Source organism: Mesorhizobium sp. ESP6-5 (genome assembly GCF_020164695.1).
Lineage (GTDB): Bacteria > Pseudomonadota > Alphaproteobacteria > Rhizobiales > Rhizobiaceae > Mesorhizobium > Mesorhizobium australicum.
Genome location: NZ_JAIUGR010000005.1, coordinates 303,998 through 330,637, shown reverse-complemented (window position 1 = coordinate 330,637; position 26,640 = coordinate 303,998). Strand labels below are relative to the sequence as shown.

Annotated in this window: 19 protein-coding genes; 13 read left to right on the top strand and 6 right to left on the bottom strand. The window is 62.6% G+C overall.

Annotation, left to right across the window (positions count from 1 at the left end):
- From cysN to LB524_RS10800, 3 genes are read left to right on the top strand one after another with little or no spacing between them, the layout of a single operon-like run.
- Positions 1-1,938 carry a sulfate adenylyltransferase subunit CysN gene (gene cysN, locus LB524_RS10810; RefSeq protein ID WP_181171106.1) on the top strand — a complete coding sequence of 646 codons (1,938 nt, stop codon included), beginning with the start codon at positions 1-3 and terminating at the stop codon, positions 1,936-1,938.
- A 10-nt stretch (positions 1,939-1,948) separates the two neighbouring features.
- Positions 1,949-2,752 carry a 3'(2'),5'-bisphosphate nucleotidase CysQ gene (gene cysQ, locus LB524_RS10805; protein WP_181171104.1) on the top strand — a complete coding sequence of 268 codons (804 nt, stop codon included), beginning with the start codon at positions 1,949-1,951 and terminating at the stop codon, positions 2,750-2,752.
- 54 nt (positions 2,753-2,806) lie between these two features.
- Complete coding sequence (locus tag LB524_RS10800) at positions 2,807-4,069, top strand: O-antigen ligase family protein (protein ID WP_224525936.1); 1,263 nt, start codon at positions 2,807-2,809, stop codon at positions 4,067-4,069.
- Positions 4,070-4,143: 74 nt separating this feature from the next.
- Here LB524_RS10800 and LB524_RS10795 read toward each other — a convergent pair whose 3' ends face one another.
- The 4 genes from LB524_RS10795 to LB524_RS10780 all read right to left on the bottom strand — a co-directional run bounded on the left by LB524_RS10795 (position 4,144) and on the right by LB524_RS10780 (position 8,112).
- Positions 4,144-5,286, bottom strand: a complete 1,143-nt coding sequence (locus tag LB524_RS10795; RefSeq protein ID WP_140663210.1) for a DegT/DnrJ/EryC1/StrS family aminotransferase — start codon at positions 5,284-5,286, stop codon at positions 4,144-4,146.
- 231 nt (positions 5,287-5,517) lie between these two features.
- Positions 5,518-6,441: a carbohydrate kinase family protein gene (locus LB524_RS10790; RefSeq protein WP_140618637.1), complete on the bottom strand. Its 924-nt coding sequence runs from the start codon at positions 6,439-6,441 to the stop codon at positions 5,518-5,520.
- Positions 6,438-6,884 carry an RbsD/FucU family protein gene (locus LB524_RS10785; protein WP_015318696.1) on the bottom strand — a complete coding sequence of 149 codons (447 nt, stop codon included), beginning with the start codon at positions 6,882-6,884 and terminating at the stop codon, positions 6,438-6,440. Before LB524_RS10785 ends, LB524_RS10790 begins: the two co-directional genes overlap by 4 nt.
- Before the next feature lies 1 nt (position 6,885).
- The gene (locus tag LB524_RS10780; protein WP_224525934.1) at positions 6,886-8,112 is read right to left on the bottom strand and encodes an ROK family protein; all 1,227 of its coding nucleotides are present in this window, start codon (positions 8,110-8,112) and stop codon (positions 6,886-6,888) included.
- A gap of 190 nt (positions 8,113-8,302) precedes the next feature.
- Here LB524_RS10780 and LB524_RS10775 point away from each other — a divergent pair, with 190 nt between their 5' ends.
- From LB524_RS10775 to LB524_RS10730, 10 genes are all read left to right on the top strand, one after another.
- The gene (locus tag LB524_RS10775) at positions 8,303-9,358 is read left to right on the top strand and encodes a sugar ABC transporter substrate-binding protein (protein WP_411908817.1); all 1,056 of its coding nucleotides are present in this window, start codon (positions 8,303-8,305) and stop codon (positions 9,356-9,358) included.
- 159 nt (positions 9,359-9,517) lie between these two features.
- Positions 9,518-10,579 carry an ABC transporter permease gene (locus LB524_RS10770; RefSeq protein ID WP_224525922.1) on the top strand — a complete coding sequence of 354 codons (1,062 nt, stop codon included), beginning with the start codon at positions 9,518-9,520 and terminating at the stop codon, positions 10,577-10,579.
- Positions 10,576-11,358 (top strand): ATP-binding cassette domain-containing protein, encoded by a 783-nt coding sequence (locus LB524_RS10765; RefSeq protein ID WP_015318692.1) that lies wholly within the window; start codon positions 10,576-10,578, stop codon positions 11,356-11,358. Before LB524_RS10770 ends, LB524_RS10765 begins: the two co-directional genes overlap by 4 nt.
- Before the next feature lie 133 nt (positions 11,359-11,491).
- Positions 11,492-13,954 carry a glycogen/starch/alpha-glucan phosphorylase gene (locus LB524_RS10760; RefSeq protein ID WP_015318691.1) on the top strand — a complete coding sequence of 821 codons (2,463 nt, stop codon included), beginning with the start codon at positions 11,492-11,494 and terminating at the stop codon, positions 13,952-13,954.
- 71 nt (positions 13,955-14,025) lie between these two features.
- Complete coding sequence (glgB, locus tag LB524_RS10755) at positions 14,026-16,239, top strand: 1,4-alpha-glucan branching protein GlgB (protein WP_140823823.1); 2,214 nt, start codon at positions 14,026-14,028, stop codon at positions 16,237-16,239.
- Positions 16,240-16,290: 51 nt separating this feature from the next.
- Positions 16,291-17,556, top strand: coding sequence for a glucose-1-phosphate adenylyltransferase (glgC, locus tag LB524_RS10750; protein WP_015318689.1), 1,266 nt, complete (start codon positions 16,291-16,293; stop codon positions 17,554-17,556).
- Positions 17,557-17,657: 101 nt separating this feature from the next.
- Positions 17,658-19,103: a glycogen synthase GlgA gene (gene glgA, locus LB524_RS10745; RefSeq protein ID WP_224525920.1), complete on the top strand. Its 1,446-nt coding sequence runs from the start codon at positions 17,658-17,660 to the stop codon at positions 19,101-19,103.
- A 3-nt stretch (positions 19,104-19,106) separates the two neighbouring features.
- Complete coding sequence (locus LB524_RS10740; protein WP_224525918.1) at positions 19,107-20,735, top strand: alpha-D-glucose phosphate-specific phosphoglucomutase; 1,629 nt, start codon at positions 19,107-19,109, stop codon at positions 20,733-20,735.
- A 16-nt stretch (positions 20,736-20,751) separates the two neighbouring features.
- Positions 20,752-22,749, top strand: a complete 1,998-nt coding sequence (glgX, locus tag LB524_RS10735; RefSeq protein ID WP_224525916.1) for a glycogen debranching protein GlgX — start codon at positions 20,752-20,754, stop codon at positions 22,747-22,749.
- Positions 22,749-24,383, top strand: a complete 1,635-nt coding sequence (locus tag LB524_RS10730; protein ID WP_224525912.1) for an alpha-glucosidase family protein — start codon at positions 22,749-22,751, stop codon at positions 24,381-24,383. Before glgX ends, LB524_RS10730 begins: the two co-directional genes overlap by 1 nt.
- Positions 24,384-24,411: 28 nt before the next feature.
- Here LB524_RS10730 and LB524_RS10725 read toward each other — a convergent pair whose 3' ends face one another.
- Positions 24,412-26,166: a TadG family pilus assembly protein gene (locus tag LB524_RS10725; protein WP_140823819.1), complete on the bottom strand. Its 1,755-nt coding sequence runs from the start codon at positions 26,164-26,166 to the stop codon at positions 24,412-24,414.
- On the bottom strand, positions 26,167-26,613 hold the full coding sequence (locus LB524_RS10720; RefSeq protein ID WP_140618623.1) for a TadE/TadG family type IV pilus assembly protein: 447 nt from the start codon (positions 26,611-26,613) through the stop codon (positions 26,167-26,169).
- Between the last annotated feature and the right edge of the window lie 27 nt (positions 26,614-26,640).

Sequence of the window (26,640 nt, the reverse complement as noted above, 5' to 3'; positions counted from 1 at the left end):
ATGCGCCACATCATGGCAAAGAGCCTCGCTCCAACGGACGGCGTCCGCGATTATCTGGCCGCGCAGGAGAAGAAGTCGCTGCTGCGCTTCCTGACCTGCGGTTCGGTGGATGATGGCAAGTCGACGTTGATCGGACGCCTGCTCTCCGACACCAAGCAGATTTTCGAGGACCAGCTCGCCGCGCTCGAACGCGATTCGCGCAAGCATGGCACGACGGGCGACGACGTCGACTTCGCGCTGTTGGTCGACGGCCTCGAGGCGGAGCGCGAGCAAGGCATTACCATCGACGTCGCCTACCGCTTCTTTGCCACGCCGAAGCGCAAGTTCATCGTCGCCGACACGCCCGGCCACGAGCAATATACCCGCAACATGGCGACAGGCGCTTCGACCGCCGACTTGGCGATCGTGCTGATCGATGCCCGGCAGGGGGTGCTGCGCCAGACGCGGCGCCATTCGATCATTGCCTCGCTGCTCGGCATCCGCCACATCGTGCTGGCGGTCAACAAGATCGATCTCGTCGGCTTTGATCAGGCGGTCTTCAACAGGATCGTCGAGGACTACCGGCAGTTCTCACGCGATCTCGGCTTCCAGACCATCGCGCCGATTCCGATGTCGGCCCGCTACGGCGACAATGTCAGCGGCCGCTCCGAAAACACGCATTGGTATTCCGGCCCGACATTGATCGAGCATCTCGAAACCGTCTCCGTCGACGAAGCCACGGCCGAGCTGCCGTTCCGCTTTCCGGTTCAGTACGTCAATCGTCCCAATCTCGATTTTCGCGGTTTTGCCGGCACCATCGCGTCGGGTATTATTGCGCAAGGCGACGAGGTCGTGGTCGCCAAATCGGGCAAGTCCTCGCATGTCAAACGCATCGTCGCCTATGGCGGCGATCTCAAACAGGCGGTGGCCGGCCAGGCCATAACGCTCGTTCTCGACGACGAGGTCGAGGTTTCCAGGGGCAACATGCTGGTTTCGCCGTCCGCACGGCCGCAGGTCGCCGACCAGTTCGCCGCCAACATCGTCTGGTTCGACGAGCATGCGCTGCTGCCCGGCCGTTCCTATATCCTGCGCACCGAGACCGACCAGACCAGCGCCACCGTCACCGACTTGAAGTACCGCATCAATGTCAACGACTTTGCGCATGAGGCGGCCAAGTCGCTTGAAATGAACGAGGTCGGTATCTGCAACATTTCGACCCGGGCGCCGATTGCCTTCGATCCGTTTGGCGAGAACCGGACCACTGGCGCCTTTATCCTGATCGATCGCATCAGCAACGCCACGGTTGGCGCAGGCATGATCGTGCACTCGCTGCGCCGCGCCGAAAACATCCATTGGCAATCGCTCGATGTCGGCAAGCGAGTGCGTTCCGACATGAAAAACCAGCGGCCCGCCGTGTTCTGGTTCACGGGGCTTTCGGGCTCCGGCAAGTCGACCATCGCCAACCTGTTCGAGAAGAAGCTTTTCGCTACTGGGCGTCATACCTACATTCTCGATGGCGACAATGTCCGCCACGGTCTCAACCGCGACCTTGGATTCACCGATGCCGATCGCGTCGAGAACATTCGCCGCGTCGCCGAAGTGGCCAAGCTGATGGCCGACGCCGGGCTGATCGTCATTGTCTCCTTCATTTCCCCGTTCAGCGCCGAGCGGCGGATGGCCAGGGAATTGATGGCCGATGGCGAGTTCATCGAGGTGTTTGTCGATACGCCTTTCGAGGAATGCGCCAGGCGTGATCCGAAGGGCCTCTATGCCCGCGCGCTGAATGGCGAGATCAAGAATTTCACCGGCGTCGATTCGCCTTACGAAGCACCGGAGAAACCGGAGATCCATCTGAAGACGCTCGGCAGATCGGCTGAAGAGATGGTAGATGCCCTGGAACACTGGCTGAACGAGCGGGACATTGCCGAAGACCAATATGACAATGGCGGCGGCATCTGACGACACGTCGATGCTTGAAATCTTCGAGCGGCTGGCGCTAGCGGCCGGGCGCGAGGTGATGCGCGTATTCCACGCCGGGTGCGCGGTCGACCGCAAGTCGGACGCCTCGCCGGTCACCGAGGCGGACCGCGAGAGCGAGAAGATCATTCTTGCAGGCCTGCGCGCCGCATTCCCCGATATTCCGTGCGTGGCCGAGGAGGAAGCGGCGGCCGGCATCATGCCGGGCGAACTTGGCGAGACCTTCTTCCTCATTGATCCGCTTGATGGCACCAAGGAATTCGTCAACCGGCGCACCGACTTCACCGTCAATATCGCGCTTGTCCGCCATGGTGTGCCGGAAGTCGGCGTTGTCTTCGCACCCTGCAGCGGCCGGTTTTTTTCCGGCCGGCCGGGCAGGGCGGAAGCCCTCGAAGTCGATAAGGACTACCGGATCGTTTCCCGCCGGCCGATTTCGGTGAGAACGGCCGCGACGCCGCTGGCCGTGGTTGCCAGCCGCTCGCACAACACGCCGGAAACCGAAGCCTATATTCGCGACCTTGGTGCCGCCGAGATCGTCTCGGTCGGTTCGTCACTGAAATTCTGCCTCCTCGCCAATGCCGAGGCGGATGTTTATCCGCGGTTCGGTCGCACCATGGAATGGGACACCGCTGCGGGTGACGCGGTGCTGCGTGCCGCCGGCGGCACGACGCGGACGCTGGACGGCAAGCCCTTGACCTATGGCAAGCGCAACCAGGCCGATGACGCGGACTTCGCCAATCCGCATTTCATCGCCAGCGGCGAGGCTGCAATCCAGGGACGTATCGAACGTAGGTGAAAAGCCCTCGTCGATGACCTATCCTTTGTCGACGTCCCCTGAGTCGGTAAGTGAATGTCCTTGTTTCAGAAATGCCATGCCGTCATTTTGGGCGGCTTTCCCGCATGGACCAGCAATCGTGATGAAATAGCCTTCAGGATGTTGCTGGGCCTCTACGCCCTCTCTCCCGCCCTTTTCGCCTTCGTCGAAATGTCCCCAACGGTCTTAGCGCTTGTCGGGGCACTCATGGGCGCTCTCGCCCTTTTGACGAAGCGTGCGCGTTTTGGCAGAGGCACGACAGGCCTTGCAATTGCTCTCGCTCTCTTGTCAGGCTTTGTCCTTGCGAGCGCCCTGTGGTCGGTCGATGCGAGCCGCTCTCTCATGGCGGCGAGGGACGTGTTTGGCTACTCGATCGCCGCTATCCTGCTGTTCCAGGGCATCTTCGCGCTTGCGAGCGCTCAACGCGAGCGGCTCGCGTGGGTGTCATTGGCCGGCATGTTGATCGGCGTCGTATCGGTGATGGGCTGGGAACTGTATTTTGCGTTTCTGACCGAAGATCCACGCTTTGTGGAGAACGTTTTCACCCTCCACAAAATCACGGTTTACGGAGCTTTTTTTGCCGTCATATTTCTTGCCCAGCCGAGGCTGGTCTGGAAAGGGCTTGCGGCTCTCTTTGCCGTTCTGACATTGCTCTACGGCCAATCGACCGGCGTCAATCTGGCGATTGTCCTCGTGGCGGTGATGTTTGTCATGCCCGCGAAATACCGCCAGCACGTTTTGGTTGGATTTTTCGCCGTCTATTTGTCTCTTGCCCTGATTGCCCCCTTCGTCGTCGCGCCGCTGTTCGCCTACCTCAAAACAACGGGATGGCTGGTTTTCTATCCAGGAACCTTCGCAGCGCGGCTTGATCTATGGCAGATGATTTCGCCCCGCATCGCGGACCAGCCGATCCTCGGCCATGGCGCCAATACGATGAGAAACGCGGCCGGGGTTGTCGTGAGTCCGACATATTATGCGCAGGCGGATCTCCCAAGCGCACATAATATCGTATTCGATTTGTGGTACGAACTGGGAGCGCTGGGCATCATCGTGTATGGGGTGCTCCTGGCGGCGATCATAAGAATGATCGGCGGTTTGAGCGGCCCCTGCCATTTCATAGCCAGCTGCTACCTGATCATAGCTGTCGTCGAACTCTCGGTCGACCATCGGATCTGGTTGTCATGGGTGCTGGGCACTTTGGTCTTCGCGGCGGGGATCTGCATAGTGCAGTGCCGTTCCATGACCCGATCGGGAATGGAAGACGGGACCACAAGACACGCGGCGGCCTTCTCAAAATAACGGGCGAAGCGCACGGCCTGCGCCGTCGTCGCCCTATGCCAAGGAGGTGTCGGTCGGGTATCCGTGCCCGACGCCTATTCGGCCGCGGCCTGCGCCGAGTTCGAGCCGATATAATTGCGGATCGTTTCGATGATCCTGTCCTGGTCTGCCTCGCTAAGATAGGGGTGCATCGGCAGGCACAGGATACGTTTCGGCAGGTTCTCCGAAACGGCAAGACCGGTCGGCGTGCGCGGGTAGTCGCGATAGGCGATCTGCTCATGCAGCGGCTTGACGTAGTAGATGACGGACGGAATGCCCTTTTCGCTCAAATGCGCCTTAAGCCCGTCGCGTTTCGGCGTTTCGATCGCGTATTGCGCCCAGGCCGAGCGGCTGCCATCCAGGTTGCGGGCTGCGGTGACGATGTCACCGAGGCCTTCAGCGTAGCGTTGGGCCACCACCTGCCGCGCCACCATCTCTTCCTCGAGGATGGCGAGCTTCTCGAGCAGGATCGCCGCCTGCAGCGTGTCGAGCCGTGAATTGATGCCGACGCGGATGTTGTCGTACTGCGTCTCGCCCTTGCCATGGAAGGCGAAGGATCTGAGCGCGTCGGCCAGCGCGTCATCATTGGTGAACATCGCACCGCCGTCGCCATAGCAGCCGAGCGGCTTGGCCGGATAGAAGCTGGTCGAGCCGACATGGCCGAACGCGCCGCACATCCTGCCTTCGAGCGAGCCCCCCATGGACTGGGCTGCGTCCTCGATCACCAATAAGCCTTCGCGATTGGCAATAGTCATGAGCGCCTCATAGTCGGCGGCAAGACCGAACAGGTCGACAGGGATGATCGCCTTCGGCTTCAGTCGACCTTCCTTCTTGACGGCCGCGATCGCCGCCTCGAGGCTGGCGATGTCGATGTTGTAGGTTGTCGGATCGACATCGACGAAAACCGGCTCGGCCTTGGCCAGCGCCACCACTTCCGCCGTGGCGGCGAAGGTGAAGCTCGGCACGAACACCGCGTCACCCGGACCGATGCCGGCGGCGAACAGCGGCAAAAGCAGTGCGTCGGTGCCGTTGGCGCAGGCAATCACATGCTTGACGCCGACATAGGCGGCGAGCTTCTTCTCGAATTCGGCGACCTGCGGGCCAAGGATGTAGCGGCCATCCTCGACCACGTGGTCGATCGCGGCTTTCAGCCGATCGCGGATTCGTTCGCGCTGCGCGCCAAGATCGATGAATTGCATGTCGGCCTCAATACACCTGCCAATAACCGGCCCGCTGGTACCAGACTTGGCGCGGCTGAAAAAGCCAGCTGCGGATCGGGGACTTGGTGCAAGTGTCGCAGCCCGTTACCACGTTTTGCCGGCATATTGTCCCACAAAGCCGGGAATCCGGGCTTGGCGGTGCAATTCAGCCCATTCTTATCGAGGTTTTCCGGCGCCTGGAAACATAAAGTGATCGCGCTGGAGAGCCGATTAGCCGATCTCGTGCCGCCAGGGGGGATTGGCGCCGGCTCGTGACACTGTCACTGCCGCCGCCTTGGCGCCGAGCGCCAATGCTTTGCGGATGGCGTCTTCGGACAGGCTGGAAATCGCCGCCTTCGTCAACAGGCCTTGCTCATGCAGGGAGGCAAGGATGCCGGCGTTGAACGTGTCTCCGGCGCCGACGGTGTCCACCACCTTCACTGTCTCCGGCATGACGGTGACACGATGCTGTTTGCTGTAGCCAACGGCACCCTCGCTGCCATGCGTGACGACGATCAGCTTCGGGCCGCGGTCGAGCCAATTGCGCACGACATCCTCGTGCGAGCCGGCTTCGCCGAACCAGTGGAGGTCTTCGTCCGACAGTTTGACGATGTCGGCCATCGCCATCATCTCCCGGATGCGCCTGAGGTGCTTGGCCTTGTCGGGAATGAAGTTCGGCCGGATGTTGGGATCGAGCATCATCACGCGGGTCTCATGCTCGCGCTGCATGAATTCCTCATAGGCCGACCCAGCCGGCTCCGAGATCAGGCTGATGGCGCCGAACAGCATCGCCTCGATCTCGCTGCCGAGTTGCGGCAGGTCTTCGATGGTCAGCATGCGCCCGGCCGTGTTCTCGTCATAGAAGGTGTAGGTCGCCTGGCCATTGTTCAGCCGCACGAAGGCTAGGGTCGTCGGTCGGGGCGAGGTGTGCGCGTAGGTGGAACTGACCTTGCTCGCCCCCAACGCGTCCCTGAACTGACCGCCGAACAGGTCCGACGACAGGCCCGAGAAAAAGCCGGCCGGCGCGCCCAAGCGGCCGAGCGCGATCGCTGTGTTGAAGACAGCGCCGCCGACATAGGGGGCAAAAGCCGGCTCATTCTCCGTAGTGGTGCGCGGCAGCATGTCGATCAGGGCTTCGCCGCAGCAGAGGATCATGGCTTCTCGGTCTCCGGCGGATAGATCACGCCCTTGCGGATGATGATATTGGCGTAAAGCCGCGGCTCGCTTGTCGCGACGATGGCATGCGCCGATTTGACCCGTGCATAGAAGTCGGCGCCGGCCAGTGCAACCACCTTGCGGCCAGGCGCGCGTTTGGCGCAGATCGCCTCCATTTCACGATGGACGGGGTCGGCAAGCGACGGATCGCCTTTCACCGAGGCGCGAAACAGCGCCTCCGGCACGACATCGTCGACCGGAAGCAGCGTCAGTATCGCGTCGAGTACGGGCATGAGGGCGTGGCCATCGGTCCTGATGAGGCGCCTTGCCTGCTCCTGTGCCGGATAGTTCCCGTCGACCACGGCAATCTCGTCACCATGGCCCATGGCGCGCAACGTCGCCAGAAGCTCCGGACCAAGCAGCGCCGGAATCCCGATCAGCATTTCACGCGCCCCTGGAGATCGTCGTCGAACCGATCAGGAAGCGTTCGGAAAGCGGCAGGCTGGCGCCGCCGAGCGCCCGGGCATGGATACCCACGCTTCCCTCGCGGACGGCCGGAAGTTTCAGCCCTTCGCCGTCGATCGCGCCGATTGCCGTCACGACCGCCTCGACAAGCCTCTGGCGCACGGCCTTCGGCATCCAGCCGTCGATCACCGCGGCTTCGAAATCGATGACCGAGGACGCTGCCACGATGGCGTAAGCGAGCGCGTGCGAGGCGCTGGCGATCCACTCGTCCAGCGCGGCGCCGATCTCCCCCCAATCCTCGGGTGAGGTCCACAGATAAGAGGCCTCGACGCCACGCGCGTTGAGTGTTTTTTCGAGCATGGCGATCGAGGCCACGTCGATCAGCTGGGTCGGTTTTCCATCCAGCCCCGGCACAGGCATGGAGCCGAGCGCGCCGGCATTGCCCGTCGGCCCGCCAAACAGCCGGCCGTTGAGCACGATGCCGCCGCCGGCAAAGGCGCCGATATAGAAATAGACGAAATCCCGCGCCGCGCCCGTCTGGCCAAAGACCAGTTCGGCGCCGCAGGCGGAGGTGGCATCGTTCTGCAGATAGACCGGAAAATCGCATTGCGCCTGGATGTCGGTCCTGATGTCACGATGGCGCCATTCGTCCATCACGTCGCGCGGCGCGCCGGCGGTGTCGGCCCAGTTCCAGAGCTCGAACGGCATTGCGATGCCAAGTCCGGCGATGCGCTTGTCCTGTGCCGGCGTCAGCTCGCCGCGCATCGCCTTCATGCCTGACGTGACGAACTCGACCGTCTCGCGTGGGGCAGGGTAGCGGTAGGAATGCTGCAGCATCGCGCGCACCTGTCCGAGGAAATCGATCAGCACGAGTTCGGCGCTGCGGCGGCCGATCTTGAGGCCGATGAAGAAGGCGCCTTCGGGGTTGAGTGCCATGGGGATCGAGGGCTGGCCGATCTTGCCGCGCAACGGCGCCTGGCGCACGAGCAGGCTTTCTTCCTCCAGTTCGCGCATGATGACCGAGACCGTCTGCGCCGAAAGTCCGGTCATGCGGGCAATGTCGGACTTCGCCAGACTGCCGTGCTGGCGCACCAGCGAAAGCACCAGGCGCTCGTTGTGGTCGCGCATGCCACTCTGGTTGGTGCCGCGGTGAATAAGGCTCTCGGTCGCTTCGGGCGAACCATGCCTCGCAGTGGCCGTCTCCACCCTGTTCCTCCCGTCGTTTCCCTACAATGCTTTTGGGTCAGAATGAGTGAACGACGCAAGGCTGTCAATAATAAATAAGAGTGATTTAATTATTGACAGATGCGCTGGCGTGGTGTTCCTTGAGGGAGCATCCGCGCTGGGAGAAGTCGCCTGGATGCCGTGCGGGTGCCGGTTGGCCGGCATTCGAAAAATGTTCCACTGGGAGGAAATCGTGACCAATACAAAATTGTTGAAGTCCACCGTTTTCGCGGCGGCCGCGCTGGGTCTGATGGCGTTCGCTTCGTCTGCGTCCGCGGCCGGCGTCGGCGCCTGCCTGATCACCAAGACCGACACCAATCCGTTCTTCGTCAAGATGAAGGAGGGCGCGACCGCCAAGGCCAAGGAACTTGGTGTCGATCTCAAGACCTATGCGGGCAAGATCGACGGTGACAGCGAGAGCCAGGTGGCGGCGATCGAAAGCTGCATCGCCGACGGCGCCAAGGGCATTTTGATCACCGCGTCCGACACCAAGGGCATCGTACCGACGGTGAAGAAGGCGCGCGATGCGGGCCTGCTGGTGATTGCGCTGGACACGCCGCTCGATCCGATCGACGCCGCCGACGCGACCTTCGCCACCGACAATCTGGAGGCCGGCAAGCTGATCGGCGCCTGGGCCGCCGCCACGCTCGGTGACAAGGCCAAGGACGCCAAGATCGGCTTCCTCGACCTGACACCCTCGCAGCCGACCGTGGACGTTCTGCGCGACCAGGGCTTCATGATGGGCTACGGCATCGACGTGAAGGACCCCAACAAGATCGGCGATGAGACCGATCCGCGCATCGTTGGCCATGATGTGACGAACGGTAACGAGGAAGGCGGCCGCAAGGCGATGGAAAACCTTCTGCAGAAGGACAACACCATCACCGTCATCCACACCATCAATGAGCCGGCCGCGGTCGGTGCCTACCAGGCGCTCAAGGCTGTCGGCCTCGAAAGCCAGGTGCTGATCGTCTCGGTCGACGGCGGTTGCCCCGGCGTGAAGTCGGTCGCCGAAGGCGTCATCGGCGCCACCTCGCAGCAATATCCGCTGCAGATGGCCGCACTTGGCATCGAGGCGATCGCCGCTTTCGCCAAGGACGGCACCAAGCCGAAGCCGACCGAGGGCAAGAACTTCTTCGACACCGGCGTCAACCTCGTCACCGACAAGCCGGCGACGGGCGTCAAGTCCATCGACACCAAGGAAGGCCTCGCCAAGTGCTGGGGCTGATACTGGCCTGACCGGCAACGGAACCGATGCGACCGGGGGGACTTGATCCCCGGTCGCATCGGGTGGACGATGCATCACTGTAAACGCGAATAATCCCGGCGACAGACCGGAAGGCGTGGACGGCGTCAGCGTGTGGCTGAAGCCCTACGGGGAGGAAACATGGCTCAAGCTCAGGAATTCGAGAAGGTTCTCTCGGCCAGCGATACAAGTGTAGCCGCTTTTGACGAGCACAAATCAGCCGTCAAGCGCATCCAGCATTTTCTGCATTCGACGCCGGCGGCGGTGCCGCTGATCGTGCTGCTTCTGTCGATCGTCATCTTCGGCATCACGATCGGCGGGCGGTTCTTCTCGTCCTACACGCTGACACTGATCCTGCAGCAGATCGCCATCGTCGGCATTCTCGGCGCCGCGCAGACACTGGTCATCCTGACCGCCGGCATCGACCTGTCGATCGGGGTGATCATGGTGATTTCGGCCGTGATCATGGGCAATTGCGCGGTCAGCTACGGCATGCCGAGCGTGCTCGCCGTGGCGATCGGGCTTGCCGCCGGTGCGGCTTGCGGGCTGCTGAACGGGCTGCTGGTCGCCTATATGAAGCTGCCGCCCTTCATCGTGACGCTTGGCACCTGGAACATCGTCATGGCCACGAACTTCATCTATTCGGCCAATGAGACGATCCGCGACACCGACGTCGACAACCAGGCACCGCTGCTGCACCTGTTTGCCCTGAGCTTCAAGGTCGGCACGGCCGTGCTGACGCTCGGCGTCATCGCCACGGTCGTGCTCGTGCTGGTTCTTTGGTACGTGCTCAACCACACCGCATGGGGCCGTCATGTCTACGCCGTCGGCGACGACCAGGAGGCGGCGAAGCTGTCGGGTATCCAGACCAAGAAGGTGCTGATGACGGTTTACACCCTTGCCGGGCTGATCGCCGCTTTCGCGGCCTGGGTCTCCATCGGCCGCAACGGCTCGATCTCGCCGTCCGCCGCTGTTACCGACTACAATCTGCAGGCGATCACCGCGACCGTGATCGGCGGTATTTCTCTCTTCGGCGGCCGCGGCTCCATCCTCGGCACGCTGTTCGGCGCGATGATCGTCGGCGTCGTCTCGATGGGCCTCAACATCCTCGGCGCCGATCCGCAATGGAAAGTGCTGCTCACCGGCGTGCTGATCATCGGCGCCGTCGCCATCGACCAATGGATCAGAAAGGTTTCGGCATGACCCAGGAACCCATCCTCACCGCGCGCGGTCTGGTTAAGCGCTATGGCCGCGTCACCGCTCTCGACAATGCCGATTTCGACCTTTACCCCGGCGAAATCCTTGCCGTCATCGGCGACAACGGCGCCGGCAAGTCGTCACTCATCAAGGCGATTTCCGGCGCGGCCGTGCCGGACGAAGGCGAAATCCGGCTTGAAGGCAAACCCGTCTCTTTCAAGTCGCCGATGGAAGCCCGTGAAGCCGGCATCGAAACCGTCTACCAGAACCTGGCCTTGTCGCCGGCACTTTCGATCGCCGACAACATGTTCCTCGGCCGCGAGATCCGCAAACCCGGCTTCGTCGGCCAGTGGCTTCGCATGCTGGACCGTCCGGCAATGGAAAAGCGTGCCCGCGACAAGCTCACCGAACTAGGCTTGATGACCATCCAGAACATCAGCCAGGCGGTGGAGACCCTGTCGGGCGGCCAACGCCAGGGCGTGGCGGTGGCCCGGGCCGCCGCCTTCGGGTCGAAGATGGTCATCATGGACGAGCCGACGGCGGCGCTCGGCGTCAAGGAGAGCCGCCGCGTGCTTGAACTGATCCTCGACGTGAAGAAGCGCGGCCTGCCGATCGTGCTCATCTCGCACAACATGCCACACGTCTTCGAGGTGGCGGACCGTATCCACATCCACCGTCTGGGCCGTCGACTGTGCGTCATCGACCCCAAGCAATATACGATGTCCGACGCCGTTGCCTTCATGACCGGGGCAAAAACACCCCCGGAGGCGGCATTGGCGGCCTGACTGCCAACTTGCCGCAGGGTAAGTAGATGACGGCGTTCTCTAAATCGATTGAAAAGATGTTGCAATGCACTAGGGTGGGCTGGGAGAAACGGTGAAAGCCGGTATGATCAGGCCAAACCGAACGAGAGGCGATATGACATCCGCCATGACGATCGAAGCCCCCGCTCTCGACAATCCCGATCCCAAGACGCTTGCTGAAGAAGTCTTGATGTCGCTCAAGTACCGGGTCGGCAAGGACACCACCGTCGCGACCCAGTACGACTGGCTGACCGCCACGATCAAGGTCGTGCGCGACCGCGTCGTCGACCATTGGATGCAGGCGACCAAGGAAGCCTACGACCAACAGGAAAAGCGCGTTTATTACCTGTCGCTCGAATTCCTGATTGGGCGTCTGATGCGCGACGCCTTTTCCAACCTCGGCCTGATGGAGAACATGCGTGAGGCGCTGTCGTCGCTCGGCGTCGATCTCGACCTGATCGCCGCGCTGGAACCGGACGCGGCCCTCGGCAATGGCGGCCTTGGCCGGCTCGCCGCCTGCTTCATGGAAAGCATGGCCACCGTCGACATCCCCGCGCATGGCTACGGCATCCGCTATGCCAACGGCATGTTCCGCCAGGAAATCCACGATGGCTGGCAGGTCGAGTTGCCCGAGACCTGGCTTGACCACGGCAACCCCTGGGAATTCGAGCGGCGCGAGCGCTCCTTCGAAGTCGGTTTCGGTGGTTCGGTCGAATCGATCACCTCGAAGGACGGCCGCCTCGAACGCCATGTCTGGAAGCCGAGGGAGCATGTGCTTGCGGTCGCCTATGACACGCCCGTGGCTGGCTGGCGGGCCAAGCGCGTCAACACGCTGCGCCTTTGGTCCGGCATGCCGATCGACCCGATCCGGCTCGACAAGTTCAACGCCGGCGACCACATCGGGGCGCTGGCCGAAAGCAACAAGGCCGATGCACTGTCGCGGGTGCTCTATCCAGCCGATTCCCACATGGCCGGCCAGGAACTCAGACTTCGCCAGGAATACTTCTTCTCCACCGCTTCGCTGCAGGACATCCTGCAGCGCCATCTCAGCCAATATGGCGATCTCAAGTCTCTGCCCGACAAGGCGGCGATCCACCTCAACGACACCCATCCGGCGATCGCCGTGCCCGAGCTGATGCGGCTCTTGATGGATGTCCATGGCATGGATTTCGATCTCGCCTGGGATGTCACCAAGCGCACCTTCGGCTACACCAACCACACGCTATTGCCAGAGGCACTGGAAAGCTGGCCCGTGCCGCTGTTCGAGAGGCTTTTGCCCCGCCACATGCAGATCGTCTACGCCATCAACGCGCAGGTGCTGCTCGAAGCCCGCGCCACCGATCAGTTCTCGGACGAGCAGATCAGCCGTATCTCGCTTATCCAGGAGAATGGCGACCGCAGGGTGCGCATGGGCAATTTGGCCTTTGTCGGCTCGCATTCGATCAATGGCGTGTCGGCGCTGCACACCGAGTTGATGAAGGAGACGGTCTTCGCCGACCTCCACAAACTTTATCCCGATCGCATCAACAACAAGACCAACGGCATCACGCCGCGGCGCTGGCTCATCCAGTGCAATCCAGGCCTCACCGCGCTTGCCCGCGAGGCGATCGGCGACCGCTTCATGGATGACATCGAAGCGATCAAAGGGCTTGATCCCTTAGCCGACGACACCGCCTTTCGCGAAAAATTCGCCGCCGTGAAACGCCAGAACAAGGTGAGGCTTGCCAATCTGGTCGCCGATCGCCTTGGCATCAAGCTCGACCCTTCGGCGCTCTTCGACATTCAGGTCAAGCGTATCCACGAATACAAGCGCCAGCTGCTCAACATCCTCGAAGCGATCGCGCTCTATGACCAGATCCGTTCGCATCCCGAACGCGACTGGATGCCACGCGTGAAATTCTTCGGCGGCAAGGCCGCGCCCAGCTACCATAACGCCAAGCTGATCATCAAACTGGCCAACGACGTCGCCAGGGTGATCAACAGCGACCCTTCGGTGCGCGGCCTGCTGAAGGTCGTGTTCGTGCCGAACTACAATGTCAGCCTGGCCGAGGTGCTGATGCCAGCCGCCGATCTTTCCGAGCAGATCTCGACCGCCGGCATGGAAGCCTCCGGCACGGGCAACATGAAGTTCGCGCTGAACGGCGCGCTGACCATCGGCACGCTCGACGGCGCCAATGTCGAGATCAAGGAGCATGTCGGCGACGACAATATCTTCATCTTCGGCCTCACCACCGAAGAAGTCGCCGAGCGGCGCAACAATGGCTACAATCCGCGCGGCGTCATCGAGGCATCGCCCGAACTGGCGCAGGCGGTTGCGGCCGTTTCATCGGGCGTCTTCTCGCCCGATGATCCCAATCGCTACCGCGACCTCATCAATGGCCTCTATGACAGCGACTGGTTCATGGTCGCGGCGGATTTCGACGCCTATGCCGCTTGTCAGCGCGAGGTGGACGCTGTCTGGCGCAACAGCCCGGACTGGTACGCGCGCGCCATCCGCAACGTCGCGCGCGTCGGCTGGTTCTCCTCCGATCGCACGATCCGTCAATATGCGAAAGAAATCTGGAACGTACCCGTCTGATATGATTGCATAAGGCCACGAACGATGGCCGCAAAAACAAACACTTGGTGCCCGGGGAGGGCGACCGCCTGATGAGGAAGCCGCGCGCGACCGCTGCGACAAGCGGGCCGGACGGACTGGCGCCAGCCAGCGATGTCGAGGCGATTGTCGCCGGTACGCACGGCAATCCCTTTGCGGTTCTCGGTGTCCAGGAGGCCGGCAAGAGCCTGTTCGCACGCTGCTTCGTTCCGCACGCGGAGTCGGTTACGGCCTACACCCTGACCGGCGTCGAGGTCGGCGAATTGACCAGGCGCGACGAGGCCGGTTTCTTCGAAGGCAAGCTGTCGATCAAGAAGCGCCAGCCGCTGCGCTACCACGCCCGCAATGCCGGCGGCGACTGGTGGCTGACCGACCCCTATTCGTTCGGTCCGGTACTCGGTCCGATGGACGATTACTACATCGCCGAGGGTTCGCACCTCAGGCTGTTCGACAAGCTCGGCGCGCATGTCATCGAGCACGAAGGCGCGTCCGGCGTGCATTTCGCTGTATGGGCCCCAAATGCCAGGCGCGTTTCGGTGGTCGGTGACTTCAACGACTGGGACGGCCGCCAGCATACGATGCGCGACCGTCGCGACACCGGCATCTGGGAGCTGTTCATTCCCGATATCGGTGCCGGCCGGCCCTATAAATATGAAATCATCGGTCCCGATGGCGTGAGGTTGCCGCTGAAGGCCGATCCGTTCGCCTTCAAATCAGAGCTGCGCCCGGCAACCGCCTCGGTGACCGCGATGCCGCCGGCGCATGCATGGGGTGACGAGGCGCATCGCAATTTCTGGCGCAACGCCGACCCTCGCCGCGAGGCCATCTCGATCTACGAGGTCCACGCCGGGTCCTGGCAGCTTGGCGATGACGGCTCCTTCCTGTCATGGGATGAACTGGCCGACCGGCTGATCCCCTATGTAATCGAGACCGGTTTCACCCATATTGAATTCCTGCCGATCTCCGAGCATCCCTATGATCCCTCCTGGGGTTACCAGACAACCGGCCTCTACGCGCCATCGGCCCGCTTCGGCGATCCGGACGGCTTTGCCCGCTTTGTCGACGGCGCCCACCGTGCCGGCGTCGGCGTCATCCTCGACTGGGTGCCGGCGCATTTTCCTGTCGACGAGCACGGTCTGGTCCATTTCGACGGCACCGCGCTCTACGAGCATGCCGACCCGCGCAAGGGCTTCCATCCGGACTGGAACACCGCGATCTACAATTTCGGCCGCCGCGAGGTCGTGTCGTTCCTGGTCAACAACGCGCTGTTCTGGGCCGAAAAATACCATGTCGACGGTCTTCGCGTCGACGCGGTCGCCTCGATGCTCTACCTCGACTATTCGCGCAAGGCCGGCGAGTGGATCCCCAATGAGAAGGGTGGGCGCGAAAACCTCGAGGCGGTCAGCTTCCTGCAGAAGATGAACAAGGAGGTGTACGGCCACCATCCGGGCGTCATGACCATCGCCGAGGAATCGACGTCATGGCCAAAGGTCTCGGCGCCTGTCCATGAAGGCGGGCTGGGCTTCGGCTTCAAATGGAACATGGGCTTCATGCACGACACGCTGGAGTATTTTTCCAAGGAGCCGATTTTCCGCAAGCATCACCACAACGAGCTGACCTTCGGCCTGACCTACGCCTTCTCGGAGAATTTCGTGCTGCCGCTCTCGCATGACGAGGTCGTGCACGGCAAAGGCACGCTGCTGGGCAAGATGGCCGGCGACGACTGGCAGAAATTCGCGACCTTGCGTGCCTATTACGGCTTCATGTGGGGTTATCCCGGCAAGAAGCTGCTGTTCATGGGCCAGGAATTCGCGCAGCGCCGCGAATGGAGCGAAGCGCGCGCGCTTGATTGGGACCTGCTCGATTTCCGCCCGCATCGCGGGGTCTGGCAGACGGTGCGCGACCTCAACTATCTCTATCGTTCACGCCCGGCCCTGCATGGCCGCGACTGCGAGCCGGAAGGGTTTTCCTGGCTGATCGTCGACGACAGCCAGAATTCGGTTTTCGCCTGGGTGCGCAGCGCTCCCGGCGGCGATCCGGTCGCCGTCATCTCCAATTTCACACCGGTGCCGCGCGACAACTATCGTGTGCCGCTGCCGAAGGCCGGCAAGTGGCGCGAGATCATCAACACCGACGCTTCCGAATATGGCGGTTCCGGCATGGGCAATGGCGGCATGGTCGAGGCAAGGGCGGAGGGCAAGGGCATCTCGGCAACGATGCTCCTGCCTCCGCTGTCGACGATCATGCTTGAACTCGCTGCCGACTGAACTCGTTAAGGCTGGTTAGCGCATCGATACGAGTAACTTGGGAGGGTATAAATGGCAGACTTGAAGAGAACGCAGCCGCTGGCCCGCGACGCCATGGCCTACGTGTTGGCCGGCGGGCGCGGCAGCCGCCTCAAGGAACTGACCGACCGGCGCGCCAAGCCCGCGGTCTATTTCGGCGGCAAGACACGCATCATCGATTTCGCGCTCTCCAATGCGCTCAACTCCGGCATCCGCCGCCTCGGCGTCGCCACCCAATACAAGGCGCATTCGCTGATCCGCCACCTGCAGCGCGGCTGGAACTTCCTGCGGCCCGAACGAAACGAGAGTTTTGACATCCTGCCGGCCAGCCAGCGTGTGTCGGAAACGCAGTGGTATGAGGGCACGGCGGACGCCGTCTACCAGAACATCGATATCATCGAGGCCTATGGCCCGGAATACATGGTAATCCTGGCCGGCGATCACATCTACAAGATGGACTACGAGATGATGCTGCGCCAGCATGTCGATGCCGGCGCCGATGTCACGGTCGGCTGCCTCGAAGTGCCGCGCATGGAGGCGACCGGCTTCGGCGTCATGCATGTCGATGCCAAGGACAACATCATCGCCTTCGTCGAAAAGCCCGCTGACCCGCCCGGCATTCCGGGTAACCCGGAATTCGCCTTGGCCTCGATGGGCATCTACGTCTTCAAGACCAAGTTCCTGATGGAGCAACTGCGCCGCGATGCCGCCGAGCCGGGCTCCAGCCGCGACTTCGGCAAGGACATCATCCCCTATATCGTCACGCACGGTAAGGCGATCGCGCACCGCTTCACCAAGTCCTGCGTGCGTTCGACCGCCGAAAACGAGGCCTACTGGCGCGATGTCGGCACGGTTGATGCTTATTGGGAGGCCAACATCGACCTGACCGACGTGACGCCCGAACTCGACCTCTACGACCGCGATTGGCCGATCTGGACCTATGCCGAACTGAAGCCGCCGGCAAAGTTCGTGCATGACGAGGACGGCAGGCGCGGTTCCGCCATTTCGTCACTGGTGTCGGGCGATTGCATCGTCTCGGGCGCTTCGCTGAAGAAAAGCCTGATCTTCACCGGCGCGCGCATCAATTCCTATTCGACGCTGGAAGAGGTTGTCATGCTGCCCGACGTTCATGTCGGCCGGAACGCAAAGTTGAAGCGCGTCGTCATCGACCACGGCGTAAGGATACCCGAAGGGCTGGTGGTCGGCGAGGATCCCGTCCTCGACGCCAAGCGCTTCCGGGTTTCGGAAAAGGGTATCTGCCTGATCACACAGGACATGATCAACAAGTTGTCAACCTGAACAGGTGATCAACAAGCTGTCACTTTAGGGTGTTTTGTGCATGTCGTGGTCCAAACCGCACACGGTTGGGCGGCATGGATGGGAAGCGGATCGTTAAGCGCATGCAGGTTCTGTCGGTCACTCCCGAAATCTTCCCGCTGATCAAGACCGGCGGGCTTGCCGACGTGACCGGGGCGCTGCCCATCGCGCTCGCGGCCAAGGGCGTGGCCATGCGTACGCTCGTTCCGGGCTTTCCTGTGGTGATGAGCGCCTTCAAGAAAAAGAAGGCCGTCTATCAGTATCCCCTACTGCAAGGCGGCAAGGCGTCGGTCCATGCCGTCCAGGTCGCCGGGCTCGATTTGTTCGTGCTCGACGCGCCGCATCTGTTCGACCGCCCCGGGGGGCCCTACGGCAACGCCTCGGGCGCGGACTGGCCGGACAATTGGCGGCGCTTCGCGGCGCTGAGCCAGGCCGGCGCCGATATCGCCGGGGGCGCCATCTCGGGCTACCTCCCCGACATCGTCCATGCCCATGACTGGCAGTCGGCGATGACGCTGGCCTATATGCGCTATGGCAAGGCGGTCGGCACCCCATCCATGATGACCGTCCACAATCTCGCCTTCCAGGGCCAGTTCGGGGCCGGTATCTTCGGCGAGCTCGGCCTGCCTGCCGCGGCGATGGCGCTTGACGGCGTCGAATATTATGGCGGCGTCGGCTTCCTTAAGGCTGGCCTGCAGGCCGCCTGGGCGATCACCACGGTGAGCCCGACCTATGCGCAGGAGATACGTTCGCCGGAATTCGGCATGGGCCTCGACGGCCTTATCAACATGCGTTCCAGCGATCTCCATGGCATCGTCAACGGCATCGACACCGCCATCTGGGATCCGGCAACCGACAAGCATCTGGTATCTACCTATACGGCCGAAACGTTGAAGGCCCGCGCGCCGAACAGGGCCGCGGTCGAGGACCGTTTCGGCCTCGACCGCGACGGCAGTCCGATTGTCTGCGTCGTCAGCCGCCTGACCTGGCAGAAGGGCATGGACATATTGGCGACGGTGGTCGACGGCATCGTCGCGACAGGCGCAAGGCTGGCCATCCTCGGCTCGGGCGACGCCGGCCTCGAAGGCGCGCTGCTGGCCGCGGCCGCACGCCATCGTGGCCGCATCGGCGTGGTCGTCGGCTATGACGAGGGGCTGTCGCACACCATGCAGGGCGGCTGCGACGCCATTGTCATCCCGTCGCGCTTCGAGCCTTGCGGGCTGACGCAGCTTTACGGCCTGCGCTATGGCTGCGTGCCGGTCGTCGCCCGCACCGGCGGCCTGGCGGACACCATCATTGATGCCAATGAAGCAGCGTTTGCCGCCGGCGTGGCGACCGGCTTCCAGTTCGCCCCCAACAATGGCGGCGCGCTGCTGCACGCGATCCGACGCCTGGCCGACGCCCACGCCAGTCCCGCAATCTTCGAAACCATCCAGCGCCAGGGCATGAAGACCGATGTGTCATGGGATCGAAGCGCCGAAAAATACGTCGAACTCTATCGCCTGCTGCTTTCGAAAAGGGTTGCCTGAAGCATGATACGCACCGTTTCCACCAAGCCCTATTCCGACCAGAAGCCCGGCACGTCGGGCCTGCGCAAGAAGGTGCCAGTGTTCCAGCAGGAGCACTATGCCGAGAACTTCATCCAGTCGATTTTCGATGCGCTCGACGGGTTCAAGGGCAAGACCCTGGTGATCGGCGGCGACGGCCGTTTCTATAACCGGGAGGTCATCCAGAAGGCCATCGCCATGGCCGCCGCCAATGGCTTCGGCAAGGTGATGGTCGGGCAGGGCGGCATCCTGTCGACGCCCGCGGCCTCGCATGTCATCCGCAAATACAAGACCTTCGGCGGCATCATCCTCTCGGCCAGTCACAATCCCGGCGGCCCGCACGAGGACTTCGGCATCAAGTACAATGCCGGCAATGGCGGCCCGGCGCCGGAAAAGCTGACCGACGCCATCTTTGCCAAGACCAAGACGATTTCGAGCTTCAAGATCGCCGACATCGACCCGATTGGCATCGATACGGTCGCGACAGTCAAGGCTGCCGGCATGACCGTCGAGATCATCGATCCGGTTACCGACTATGCCGAGTTGATGGAGAGCCTGTTCGATTTCGATGCGCTGCGCAAACTGTTCAAGTCGGGCTTCCGCATGCGCTTCGACGCCATGCATGCGGTGACCGGGCCCTACGCCAAGGAAATCCTCGAACACCGCCTCGGCGCACCGAACGGCACCTGCCGCAATTTCAAGCCGCTGCCCGATTTCGGCGGTCATCACCCCGACCCCAACCTGGTCCATGCCAAGCACCTTTATGATGAGATGATGGGACCGGACGCGCCCGATTTCGGCGCCGCCTCCGATGGCGATGGCGACCGCAACCTGATCATCGGCAAGGGCATTTTCGTCACCCCTTCGGATTCGGTCGCCATGCTCGCCGCCAATGCCCGCCTGGCGCCGGGCTACAAGGACGGGCTGAAAGGCATCGCCCGTTCGATGCCGACCAGCGGCGCGGCCGACCGCGTCGCTCACAAGCTAGGTGTCGGGATTTACGAGACGCCGACCGGCTGGAAGTTCTTCGGCAATCTGCTCGACGCCGGCATGGCGACGATCTGCGGTGAGGAAAGTGCCGGCACCGGCTCAAACCATGTCCGCGAAAAGGACGGTCTGTGGGCGGTCCTCTTGTGGCTCAACATCCTCGCCGCCCGTGGCGAAAGCTGCAAGCAGATCGTCACCGAGCATTGGGAGACCTATGGCCGCAACTACTACTCGCGCCATGATTACGAGGAGGTTGAGAGCGACCGCGCCAATGCGCTGGTCGACGAACTCAGGGCCAAGCTCGGCTCGCTACCGGGCACCAGCGTGCGCGGCCTGAAGATCGCCAATGCCGATGATTTCGCCTATCACGACCCGGTCGACGGCTCGACCAGCGAGCACCAGGGCATAAGGGTGCTGTTCGAAGGCGGCTCGCGCGTGGTCTTTCGGCTTTCGGGCACCGGTACGTCTGGCGCGACCTTGCGCGTCTATATCGAGCGCTACGAGCCGGACAAGTCGAGGCACGACCTCGACACCCAGGAGGCGCTCGCCGACCTGATTTCGGCGGCCGACGACATTGCCGGGATCAAGAGCCACACCGGGCGCAACAAGCCGAGCGTCATTACTTGAGGGCGGTGGAGCGCTCTTGACCCAGCTCGGCGCCACCATCACCAGCGAAGGCATCCGCTTCGCCGCATGGTCCTCGTCGGCAAGACGGCTCTGGGTTTCGATCTTTGACGAGCAGGGAAACCGCGAACTCGATCGTCTCGAGCTGGCGTCGGAAGGCAACGGCGTCCATTCACTCTTTGTCTCCGGCTTGGCCGCGGGCGCGCGCTATGGCCTGCGCGCCGATGGCGACTATGCGCCCGAGCGGGGGCTGTGGTTCGATCCCGACAAGTTGCTCACCGATCCTTACGCCGTCGAAATCGACCGGGCCTACGCCTATCACTGGCGGCTCGCCGCGCGGCGCAATGAGGGCGCCGACACCGCGTCGCTGATGCCCAAGACCGTGACCAAGGCCTTGCCCACGGCTCCATCGATCCTGCCGCCGCTGTTTCGCCCTGGCGGCCTGATCTACGAACTGAACGTCCGCGCCTTCACCAAGCTGCATCCGGATGTACCGCAAGAGAAGCGCGGTACGATCGGTGCTCTTGCCCACCCAGCCATCATCGAGCATCTGCAAAAGCTCGGCGTCTCCGCCGTGGAACTGATGCCGATCACGGCCTCCATCGACGAGCGGCATCTGCCGCCGCTCGGCCTGAGCAACGCCTGGGGCTACAATCCCGTCACCTTCATGGCGCTCGACCCTCGCCTCGCGCCCGGCGGCCTGACGGAATTGCAGGACACGGTCGCCGCGTTGCGCCGGGCCGGCATCGGCACCATTCTCGACCTGGTCTTCAACCACACCGGCGAAAGCGACAGGCTGGGGCCGACGCTCTCGCTGCGTGGCCTCGACAATAGGGCCTACTATCGGCACTGGCCGGATGGCGGGCTGGTCAATGACAGCGGCACCGGCAACACGATCGCTTGCGACCATCCGGTGATGCGGGAAATGGTGCTCGACACACTTCGTCACTTCGTTCGCCAGACCGGTGTCGACGGCTTCCGTTTCGATCTGGCTCCGGTGCTGGGCCGGGTCGATGGTGCCTTCGATCCGGAAGCGCCGCTGCTCCAGGCCATCACCCATGATGCGGTGCTTTACGACCGCGTGCTGATCGCCGAGCCTTGGGACATCGGGGCAAACGGCTATCAACTCGGCAATTTCCGGCCGCCTTTCCTTGAATGGAACGACCGCTATCGCGACGATGTCAGACGCTTCTGGCGCGGCGATGCCGGCATGGTCGGTGCTCTCGCAACGCGCCTTGCTGGTTCGTCCGACGTGTTTAACAGGGCAGGGGAGCCGGCAAGCCGCGGCGTGAATTTTATCGCCGCCCATGACGGCATGACGCTGGCTGATATCGTCGCCTATGAGCGCAAGCACAACGCGGCCAATGGCGAGCAGGACCGCGACGGCCATAACGAGAACCTGTCCTGGAACAATGGCGTCGAAGGCGAGACGGACGACGCGGCAATCGTCAAGGCCCGTTTCGACGACCAGCGCGCTCTGCTCGCCACGCTCTTCGCCTCGCGCGGCACCATCATGCTGACCGCGGGCGATGAATTCGGTCGCACCCAGAAGGGCAACAACAACGCCTACGCACAAGACAACCCCACCACCTGGCTTGACTGGGCAGGCCGCGATCAGAAGCTGGAGCGTTACGCATTCGTACTCGCGGCACTTCGCCAGGCGGTGCCCGCATTGTCGGACACGCGTTTCTTGACCGGAGAACCGATTGCGGCATCAGGCGTTCCCGACGTCGCTTGGCTGACCGAGACCGGTGAGCCGCTCGACGCGACCGACTGGAACGATACCAGCCGGCATCGCCTCGTCATGCTGCTTGGCGGCGAGGAAGGCAGGCTTGCCGTTCTGATCAATGGCGACCGCCGCCAATGCGTCTTCACCTTGCCGGCGCGGGAAGGTTTTCGATGGCATCCGGCGATCGAAACGCACGTGACTGACCTTGCGCGCCGGCTGCCGGGGCGCAGCGTCAATTTCATGATCGAGAGCCGAACCGGAAACGGCGGCGTCAGGAAGGGTTCGTGATGACCGGTGAGAGTTTGGGGCAGGGAGCCGAATGGTGGCGCGGCTGCGTCATCTATCAGGTCTATCCGCGCTCTTTTCAGGACACGACCGGTGATGGCAGCGGCGATCTCGGCGGCATTACGTCGAGGCTCGCTTATATCGCCTCGCTCGGCGTCGACGCTGTCTGGCTGTCGCCCTTCTTCAAGTCTCCGATGGCCGACATGGGCTATGATGTATCGGATTATCGCGACGTCGACCCGATGTTCGGCACATTGGCCGATTTTGATGCGCTGGTCGCCGAAGCCCATCGGCTCGGCCTGAAGATCATCATCGACCAGGTGCTGTCGCATTCATCCGACAAGCATGAATGGTTCATCGAAAGCCGGGCCAGCCGCGATAATGCCAAGGCCGACTGGTACGTCTGGGCCGATGCGAAGCCTGACGGCGGCGCGCCCAACAACTGGCTGTCGGTCTTCGGGGGGCCGTCCTGGGAATGGGACGCGACCCGCCGCCAATATTACATGCATAATTTCCTTGCCTCGCAGCCAGACCTCAATTTCCACAACCCGGAAGTCCAGGATGCGTTGCTTGACACGGTGCGGTTCTGGCTCGATCGCGGTGTCGACGGCTTCCGGCTCGACACGGTCAATTACTATGTCCACGACCGCTGGCTGCGCGGCAATCCGCCCTTGGCGTCGAGCGTCGCCGGCACCAACACGGAGACCAACACCTACCTCTATCAGGAGCATCTGTTCGACAAGACCCAGCCCGAAAACCTGGCGTTCCTCAGGCGCTTCCGCGCGTTACTCGACGAATATGGCGACCGCGCCGCCGTCGGCGAAATCGGCGACGAGGGCCGCTCGCTGCAGACGCTCGCCGCCTACACCTCCGGCGGCGACAAGCTTCAGATGAGCTACACTTTCGACCTGCTGGGTTCGCAGTTTTCGGCGGCGCATGTGCGTGGCTGCGTCGAGGCCTTCGAAAGCGCGGTGGCCGACGGCTGGGTTTGCTGGGCGTTTTCCAACCATGACGTGGTCCGCCATGTCAGCCGCTGGATGCGGCCTGGTGGCGATCCCGATCTTGTGGCCAAATTCTCGATCATGCTGCTCGCCTGTCTGCGCGGCTCGATCTGCCTCTATCAGGGCGAGGAACTCGGCCTTGAGGAGGCGGAGCTTGCCTACGAGGATCTGCGCGATCCGGTCGGCATCCGCTTCTGGCCCGGCGTGAAGGGCAGGGATGGTTGCCGCACGCCGATGGTCTGGGAGGCCGACGCCGACAATGCGGGCTTCTCCACTGCAAAACCCTGGCTGCCTGTGCCGGCAAGCCATCGCGCCCGCGCGGTCGATATGCAGATCGGCGACGAGCAATCGGTGCTGTCGGCCTACCGCTCGGCGCTTGCCTTGCGCAAACGGCATCCGGCGCTGGTCGGCGGCTCGATCCGCTTTCTCGATACCGAGGGCGACGTGCTCGCCTTCATCCGCGAAGGTGGCGGGGAGAGGTTGATCTGTGTCTTCAATTTCGCTGAGGAGCCGGCGACCTTGCCGTTGGTGGGTGATATCGGACCCGTCACGGCTATCTTCGGCGGGACCGCTTCTGTCGAGGAAAACACCCTCTCGCTGCCAACTCTCGGCTGCTTTCTCGGTCGGCTCGACTGATTGGCACTTCGGTTGTGGCTAGGCGGTCCTACTGAACGAGCACCGCCCGGCCGCAGGTCGCGCCGGTGACGCGCACGTCGGCCTGGCCGACACGCACACCAAGGGCTCCGAGCAAATTGTAAACCAACTCGTCGACCGGCGCCGCCACGCCGTTCAAGAGCGCAACCACTGCCGGCCGCACGGTTGAAAGCAAGGTATTCAGATTCAGCAGCGGCAAGCCCAGCAAATTGGTCGTCAGCGACAGATCAGTGATCAGGGAGGTCGTCAAAGACTGTGTCAGGTTTTGAGTGGAGACTGTCTTTATCGTTTTGGCGTCGATGTCGGCCTTGTTGAAGGTCAATGCGGTCGGCGCGTTGTTGGCCATTTCAAATGCCGCTGAGCCCGTCACTGAAAGTAGATTGATCAGAAGACTGACCTTTGCGATTTCAGTGTCGGAGAACGATTCCGGTTTGGTGAAATCGGCAAAGCCGGAGCTACTGCTGTCGGCCAAATGCGCTTCCACAACACCGGGGCGGGCAGAAACGGTGACCTTGATGCTGTCGGGACCCGTAGGACAGCTTATGTCGGTGAGTTTGGCTTCGGCGTAGGCGACTTCCACATGCAGTGGCAGGTTGACCGACACCAGAGTAATGCCCCCACCGACATTGCCGCCTGCGCCGCCGACTGTCGCGGCTACTTTGATGCGCGTCTGTGCGGTCCGCACGACAGTGCCGATACCATCGATCGCCAGCCAGGGCGAGGACTGCATCGGCTCGCCGATGGCGATGCTGAGTTTGGTGGAGAGCAGCCCCGGAATGGTGGCGCCGAGATCGATCGCGGCCTGGTTGGTACCGTTGGCGAGCACGGCGGCCGCCGTCAGCATGCCCATAGCGCTTGCGTCTACCCCAAGCCCGGACGGCTGTTGCCCGAGGCCCAGGCTGCCGACCGAACCAAGGTCGACAAGGCTGCTGAGCGGGATCTTGACGGTGCTGGTCGATTTGGAGGCGATGGTCTGCAGGGCGACCTTGGCCGTATTGCCGAGGCCGGGAACATTGGCCATGGCGGTAGCGATCTGGCCGACCGTCGCCTTCGATGCCAGAACGTCGGAATAGGTACCGGCCGTGATGTTCAGTTGCGTGGCGAGCGCACTGATGAAGGAAAGCACGCTCACATCCGCCGAGATCAGCCCGTTGTAGTCCATGACGCTGAGCGAGATGTTGCCGCCGAGAAGTCCGCTCAAAAGTGCATTGAGGATGCCGCCGTTGACGCTGAGCAACCGCGATCCGACCGAGAACGTCGCCAGCGGCGTCATGCTGGCCGTGGCCTGGGTGCCGATGACGGGAGTGGGGATCAGCGAACTTGCGAAATAGCGGTTCGGAATCTTTGCCAATGTGACGCGGACGGCATTGTAAGGCGTGACACCCGCCTGGAAGCGCTGGCTGACATTGGCGGTCGATGAGGCATATCGGCCCTGCGTGACCGTCACCACCGTTTTGCCGGTGGCCGGGGCAATGGTCTGGCCCGAAGCTTGAACGACGACGCCCGGCATGCCGTTGTCGGTTAGTGTGGTGACGACCGCGGTGTTGACGTTGTTGATGTTCGAGGCGGCGGTAATCGCCGCCAGGTCGACCATCGCCTGGGCTTCCCGGCGCTCGGTGTAGATGGAGGCTTCGTCAATGGCCACAGCCGCCAATGCCAACGCGACCGGCGCGCTCAATGCGGTCATGACGGCGAAGTTCGCCTTCCTGTCTCCCATCATCGACCGTGCAAGCCGACCCATACCCTTGCCCGCCCGCCGCAGCATTCAGATACCCCCGACCCTGATCGTTGACTGACGCTTGATGGTCGTCCCTGGCATGGCTATGCCGGGGAACAGGTTCCAGATCGGCAGGTTGCGGGCATCGTAGGAGATGGACACCACGAACTGGCTTCCGTCGGCGATGCTGTCGTTGGCCTGGTAGGTCAGTTTGCTGGCGTCCACGAAGGGGTAGCCGCCGGCATTGTTGGTGAGATAGCTGGCCACGAGCGTCTGCCGCTCGGTCTGGTTCACCCCAGCGATGGCTGTTCGGGCAGCGTCGGCTGCAATTTGCTGGATCGAATTGGCGGCGCCAAAATAGATGCCGTATGCAACCATTCCGAGCAGAAGAAGAATGAAAAGCGGGGACAGCAAAGCGAACTCGACGGCTGAAGTTCCCGAGTTGTCTGATCGGAAACGGCGACTTCGGGCCTCGAAAATGGGGTGGTGAACCATGGCACCAGCATGCCCAAATTCGCATGC

Excerpts from the sequence above, each read along its gene's own strand:
- cysN (WP_181171106.1), top strand. The coding sequence starts at position 1 with ATGCGCCACATCATGGCAAAGAGCCTCGCTCCAACGGACGGCGTCCGC.
- cysQ (WP_181171104.1), top strand. The coding sequence starts at position 1,949 with ATGCTTGAAATCTTCGAGCGGCTGGCGCTAGCGGCCGGGCGCGAGGTG.
- LB524_RS10800 (WP_224525936.1), top strand. The coding sequence starts at position 2,807 with ATGTCCTTGTTTCAGAAATGCCATGCCGTCATTTTGGGCGGCTTTCCC.
- LB524_RS10795 (WP_140663210.1), bottom strand. The coding sequence starts at position 5,286 with ATGCAATTCATCGATCTTGGCGCGCAGCGCGAACGAATCCGCGATCGG.
- LB524_RS10790 (WP_140618637.1), bottom strand. The coding sequence starts at position 6,441 with ATGATCCTCTGCTGCGGCGAAGCCCTGATCGACATGCTGCCGCGCACC.
- LB524_RS10785 (WP_015318696.1), bottom strand. The coding sequence starts at position 6,884 with ATGCTGATCGGGATTCCGGCGCTGCTTGGTCCGGAGCTTCTGGCGACG.
- LB524_RS10775 (WP_411908817.1), top strand. The coding sequence starts at position 8,303 with ATGTTCCACTGGGAGGAAATCGTGACCAATACAAAATTGTTGAAGTCC.
- LB524_RS10770 (WP_224525922.1), top strand. The coding sequence starts at position 9,518 with ATGGCTCAAGCTCAGGAATTCGAGAAGGTTCTCTCGGCCAGCGATACA.
- LB524_RS10765 (WP_015318692.1), top strand. The coding sequence starts at position 10,576 with ATGACCCAGGAACCCATCCTCACCGCGCGCGGTCTGGTTAAGCGCTAT.
- LB524_RS10760 (WP_015318691.1), top strand. The coding sequence starts at position 11,492 with ATGACATCCGCCATGACGATCGAAGCCCCCGCTCTCGACAATCCCGAT.
- glgB (WP_140823823.1), top strand. The coding sequence starts at position 14,026 with ATGAGGAAGCCGCGCGCGACCGCTGCGACAAGCGGGCCGGACGGACTG.
- glgC (WP_015318689.1), top strand. The coding sequence starts at position 16,291 with ATGGCAGACTTGAAGAGAACGCAGCCGCTGGCCCGCGACGCCATGGCC.
- glgA (WP_224525920.1), top strand. The coding sequence starts at position 17,658 with ATGCAGGTTCTGTCGGTCACTCCCGAAATCTTCCCGCTGATCAAGACC.
- LB524_RS10740 (WP_224525918.1), top strand. The coding sequence starts at position 19,107 with ATGATACGCACCGTTTCCACCAAGCCCTATTCCGACCAGAAGCCCGGC.
- LB524_RS10730 (WP_224525912.1), top strand. The coding sequence starts at position 22,749 with ATGACCGGTGAGAGTTTGGGGCAGGGAGCCGAATGGTGGCGCGGCTGC.
- LB524_RS10725 (WP_140823819.1), bottom strand. The coding sequence starts at position 26,166 with ATGCTGCGGCGGGCGGGCAAGGGTATGGGTCGGCTTGCACGGTCGATG.
- LB524_RS10720 (WP_140618623.1), bottom strand. The coding sequence starts at position 26,613 with ATGGTTCACCACCCCATTTTCGAGGCCCGAAGTCGCCGTTTCCGATCA.